Annotated in this window: 3 protein-coding genes and 2 pseudogenes; 3 read left to right on the forward strand and 2 right to left on the reverse strand. The window is 54.6% G+C overall.

Annotation, left to right across the window (positions count from 1 at the left end; all coding sequences use genetic code 11):
* Window positions 1–624: pseudogene (locus tag IAG25_RS42010) on the reverse strand (IS3 family transposase); the annotation flags it as partial.
* 114 nt (window positions 625–738) lie between these two features.
* Between IAG25_RS42010 and IAG25_RS42575 the strand changes: the two are divergent.
* From IAG25_RS42575 to IAG25_RS42470, 3 genes and pseudogenes are all read left to right on the forward strand, one after another.
* Window positions 739–1,196 (forward strand): annotated as a pseudogene (locus IAG25_RS42575) (IS110 family transposase); the annotation flags it as partial.
* A 315-nt stretch (window positions 1,197–1,511) separates the two neighbouring features.
* On the forward strand, window positions 1,512–1,979 hold the full coding sequence (locus IAG25_RS40845; protein WP_222946878.1) for a hypothetical protein: 468 nt from the start codon (window positions 1,512–1,514) through the stop codon (window positions 1,977–1,979).
* Between the two features lie 733 nt (window positions 1,980–2,712).
* The gene (locus tag IAG25_RS42470; protein ID WP_187609861.1) at window positions 2,713–3,099 is read left to right on the forward strand and encodes a tyrosine-type recombinase/integrase; all 387 of its coding nucleotides are present in this window, start codon (window positions 2,713–2,715) and stop codon (window positions 3,097–3,099) included.
* 108 nt (window positions 3,100–3,207) lie between these two features.
* Here the strand turns inward: IAG25_RS42470 and IAG25_RS40855 are convergent, their stop codons facing one another.
* Entirely contained in the window at window positions 3,208–3,732 is a 525-nt protein-coding gene (locus IAG25_RS40855; protein WP_187609862.1) for a hypothetical protein, read from the reverse strand.
* Window positions 3,733–4,649: the final 917 nt, after the last annotated feature.

Here is a 4,649-nt window from a genome sequence, read left to right on the forward strand (position 1 = left end):
AGCCGTTGATCGTTTCGGCCAGAGCGTTGTCGTAAGAGTCGCCGACTGTTCGGACTGATGGCTCAACGCCAGCATCCACCATCCGTTCGGTGTACCGAATGCCGAGATATTGCGACCCGTGGTCGGAATGATGAATGAGCCCGGGCGGCGGCTGGCGATCGTGCAACGCCTGGTTCAGCGCGTCCAGCACGAAGTCAGTTCTCATCGATGCCAACACGCGTCAACCGAGGATACGGCGCGCAAACACATCGGTCACGAAGGCCACGTAGACAAAGCCCGACCATGTCCAGCAGTAGGTAAAATCCGCGACCCACAGCGCGTTACCTTGATCCGGCGCCCACGCCGCACACCTTCGAGGCCCATCACCTTCATCAGGCGCGCAACCGTGCAGCGCGCGATCTTCACGCCATCGCGTAACAACTGGCGCCAGACCTTGCGCACACCATACACGCCAAAGTTCTCGTCCCAGACCGCCCGGATGAGGGCCTCCAGTTCAGCATCGCGACGCGCTCGCGCCGGCCATTGCTCCGGATCGCTGCGCCGCCCGACGTCCCGGTAATACGTCGACGGTGCGATCGGCAGCAGGCGGCAGATCGGCTCGATACCGTAGACGTCGCGATGCTCGCCGTCGGGCGGCCACCAGTCGTCCGACTTCGTCTTGGGCACGAAGCGCTTGTGCCCAGCCGCGCACGCGTGCGGCCTCCACCGTCGCGTTGAACAAACTGACAATGACATCATGACGCGCATCTCGATACGCATGTCGGCGCAGTAGTCAGCGAAACAAGAAAACTCCTCGGAACCATGTCGGTGCTGCCGAAACGGCGGGATATCTGAAGCCACTCACCTGGGCGAATTCTCTTGCTCATCTGCGCCGTGCTGGCGTTGAAGGAACCGGCACCTATGGCGCGGGCCTTGCCCGTGTGTTTCGCGATCACACGATCGTAGTGCTGGAGGTCAAACATCCTGATCGGGCTGCGCGTTGATCGCGCGGAAAGCCTGATCCCACCGATGCGGAAAATGCCGCGCGAGGGATCCTCGCCGGCAGAGCAACGGCCATACCCAAGGAGCAACCTGGAGCCGCCGAAGCGATGCAAGTTGTCTCCGTTGCACGTCGCAGCGCTGTCAAAGCCAAGACGCAGGCGATCAATCAGCTGCGAGCCTTGCTGGTAAGCGCGCCGCAAGACAAAGGAGAACGCCGCCAACGGAGTGCGGTCGGCACCGCAATAACGTTACAACCCGGTGTAAGCCGATGCCGGCTGAAACTGCGTCAATTCCTGAGTGCCCTTGACACGACGGCCTGCGACCGGAGACGCATGGTTTGTGCACGATTTCTCGACATCTGACGGCGCTCCAACAAACCGAATTAGATCAAAAGGTCGCCTTTTCGAAAGTATCTTCATGTCGACTTCCTTAAAGTTAAAAAACTCTATCAAAAATCTTTTAGGGATGACCTTATGACGAGCCCTGTAAGTCCAAATACGTTTTCAAGAGCCTTCGCTTATCGGGAAATAATGACAGATTACGTCAGTGGCCCGAAAATCGTGCACCGTGCGAAATGCTTTGGAAATCCCGGCGGAATCAAAGATCTTGTTCTATCAATGTTGACCTTTGGAATCTACGCTATCGCTAAACTTTCCGTGATAAAGCAAAAAGAAAGGGCTGCGGAAGAGGCGATCAGAGGGCTTCACGATGCGTTTCAAAACCTGCGCGCTAACCCTTCTATTGATTTTACTCAAGTCAATGTGCTTTGTCAGGGTGGCGGTGATTTGTTTGTCGAAGAGGTTATGAGCGGAACAGATACTATATCGTCCACGTCACTGTCGAATACATCGTGCGACGTGAGAATACTATTCGATGGAAAGGAGTGTGCAAGGCTTCCAGGCATGACGCTTAACGATTTCGCTGAGGTCGTGAGACGGGAGGTCGCATATCTCAGAGAAAAAAATGGGGTCGAAAGCGACGATGTGACGGAATACTGATGACACATACAAAGCGTAGGCCAGCGTTCCATTAGTTTGCTTGACGCGCCCGGTGGCATTTTGGTTGGGCACCTCGCCCGGCCCCCGGGCACCGAAATTACGCTTGCTCGTTTGCGGAGTCGGGTACGATCGCTCCGGGGGATTCTTTAGCGGAGATGCTGTTGTGGCGCCGGTGATCCCGACGCCCCTGCAGAGATTCAATCGTACGCGGCTAATCTACCTCATTCACGAGATTGAGACAGGCCGTGGTAGGTTCTATACGGCGCGAGATCTGTATGAGTCCGTGCCTCAGCTCGTAAGTGGCGACAATCAACGGTGCCCACACTCCTCACGCCAGAGCAGCAAACAGCGCTTATTGCGACTGCGGACCGGACAACTCCGTGCGGTCGCGGCGACTTAAGCAATCCTGCTGTTGCTGGCGCGGTTCGGTCCACGTGCCCGAGAAATCGTCGCAATCGAGCTTGACGACAATCACTGGCGTTCTGGGTAACTGATCTTGCCCCCGTTTGACGAATCCGATAGCTGAGGAAATTATGCGGCTTCGCCTTGCTGAACCGCGAACCGGTGCTTCTCGAAAATCGTGGGGCCGACGTATTCGAGTGTCGAGTGCAACTGTCGTGCATTGTAAAACCCAACGAGCGCAGCCGGGCGCAGTTTCACCTCCCTGCAAAGCGAAGAAAAGAGTGCGCGCTGCCGCTATGGCCAGAAACCGCCAACGCGTCGCACCGTCCGCATGGTATGTCACCAAGGGATATCGGACGTGCGTATTCGCCAATCGTCACGGACAACCCCTTACGCCGATGGCGCTGCCTATATCCTCGATAAATACGCGAGTGCGGCAGGGCACCAGAAACCAGCATTGGCGCGCAAACACATCACACCCCACGTCCTGAGACATAGCTGTGCCGTGGCCTTGCTACAATCCGGAACGGACGTAACCGTGATCCGTGACTACCTTGGCCATACCAGCGTTGCAACGACGGGGCGGTACATCACGATAAACTTGCAGATCAAGGTTGATTCCATGCGAGCGCTCCGGAAGAAGGCCGGAATACAACCAGTGAACGCAACGCCATGGAAGCCCAACGCCGATCTCCTCGCGTTTCTGCAATCCTTATGATCGCGGTCGAATTTTCTGTGGAGTGCGCACCTCTGATTTACTCCCTGTACATAGGCCGCGATCCGAATCTCTCGAGATAATGGGCCCAGCACGCGGCCTGCTCACGTTTTAGAATACAATGAAGTTTTTCTTCGACCAAGGCCCCACAAACATGCCCGCTTCATCAAGGAACGAGATCTCTCTGTCTAGATGCTTCTTAAAATCTTTGATAGTCATTCCATTAATTGTCACGCATTCGATTGTACCAAGGTAAATCTTCAAGTCCTCCCCGCTCGCTGATTCTTCGAGGCGCAGGGGTATATTTCCCTTAAGAACTACTTGTACATCATTTTGCCGTTCGCCCATGTTATCAATCATCTTCTGGAGGCCTCGTAGTCCAGCCTCAAGATCTGCACTCTTTTCGTCCATTCTCGAGCTTTTGACAGCCGCGTAAATTCCAAACGTAATCATCGAGAGAACAATATCCTTAACCACTCCCCAACCTTTGTTTCCAAAATTTTTGCCATGCAAGATCATGTTCGGACTCTGCCAATCTTCGAGATTTTCTATACCACTCACCGCTCTAGCAATGGTCCGATTAGTCACTGAAGTCATAATTTCCCCAATTTTAAAATCAACAAAACCGAAACTCATTAAAGATCAAGTCGATTCTTTCGTTTGCCTCGGTGCGTTTACACCTATCGCGAATTTGGATCGCGCAGCGTATCATTTCGAGGTTGTACCCTTTAATCAAGTCAATCCAAGCAACGTGGCGAATTCGCTTCTAAATTAGCGATATCGTCCATGTGCTTTCATATTTTTATAAAATAGCACGCTTTTTTCAGAAATGGTTTTGGAAAGGGTCGCCGACTATCATAAATTTTAGATAGGTGGCTACGTGGCATTGTCGAATTAGGGAGCTTCCCTGACCACCTCCAATACTCTCAACTTAAGCCCCAAAAAACGCCTGTGTACATCGCCTCAGTCCGGTAGTGTCTGCGGGCGGCGTGACAGAGCGAAGTTCAGGGGCGGCTTAATTGAGCTACGCGAGGCGCGGCACATAGAAGGTGGCGGTGGCGGTCGCGGGCACAAGCGCAATTCGAACAGTCCAAGTCGGTACGCTCCGCGCTTTTGAGCGGAGCGTCTATGGCCAACAGGAGACTCGAATTCCTTAAATATCGTCACATCCTTTTGCTCATGCGACGCGGTGACTCCGACCGCAACCTCGCGCGGCGACGCATGATCGGCCGAGCCAAGCTTGCCGCCGTACGGCCGGAGGCCCAGTCGCAAGGTGGTTCGACCGAGCACAACGCATGCCAGAAGAAGGTAAGCGTCCGACCACGGTCGTTCGTGACAGCGTGTTGATATCGAAGAGTCGGACGTAGCGTGTTTAGTCGACGTTCGGTCTTGAGTCGCCCGAAGAAACCCTCGCAGGCTGCATTATCTACAGAACGACAATTATCTTGGCCGGTCCTTTGACAGTTACCTTGGCCGGTGGTGAGGAGTCGAAGGCGGCGTAGCCGCCGGAGACGACGAACTACCGGCGGCGCCGGAGTAGCGGGGTTTTACGA

It is taken from the genome of Caballeronia sp. EK (assembly GCF_014384845.1).
Taxonomy (GTDB): Bacteria; Pseudomonadota; Gammaproteobacteria; order Burkholderiales; family Burkholderiaceae; genus Caballeronia; species Caballeronia jiangsuensis.

Excerpts from the sequence above, each read along its gene's own strand:
- IAG25_RS40845 (WP_222946878.1), top strand. The coding sequence starts at position 1,512 with ATGACAGATTACGTCAGTGGCCCGAAAATCGTGCACCGTGCGAAATGC.
- IAG25_RS42470 (WP_187609861.1), top strand. The coding sequence starts at position 2,713 with ATGGTATGTCACCAAGGGATATCGGACGTGCGTATTCGCCAATCGTCA.
- IAG25_RS40855 (WP_187609862.1), bottom strand. The coding sequence starts at position 3,732 with ATGAGTTTCGGTTTTGTTGATTTTAAAATTGGGGAAATTATGACTTCA.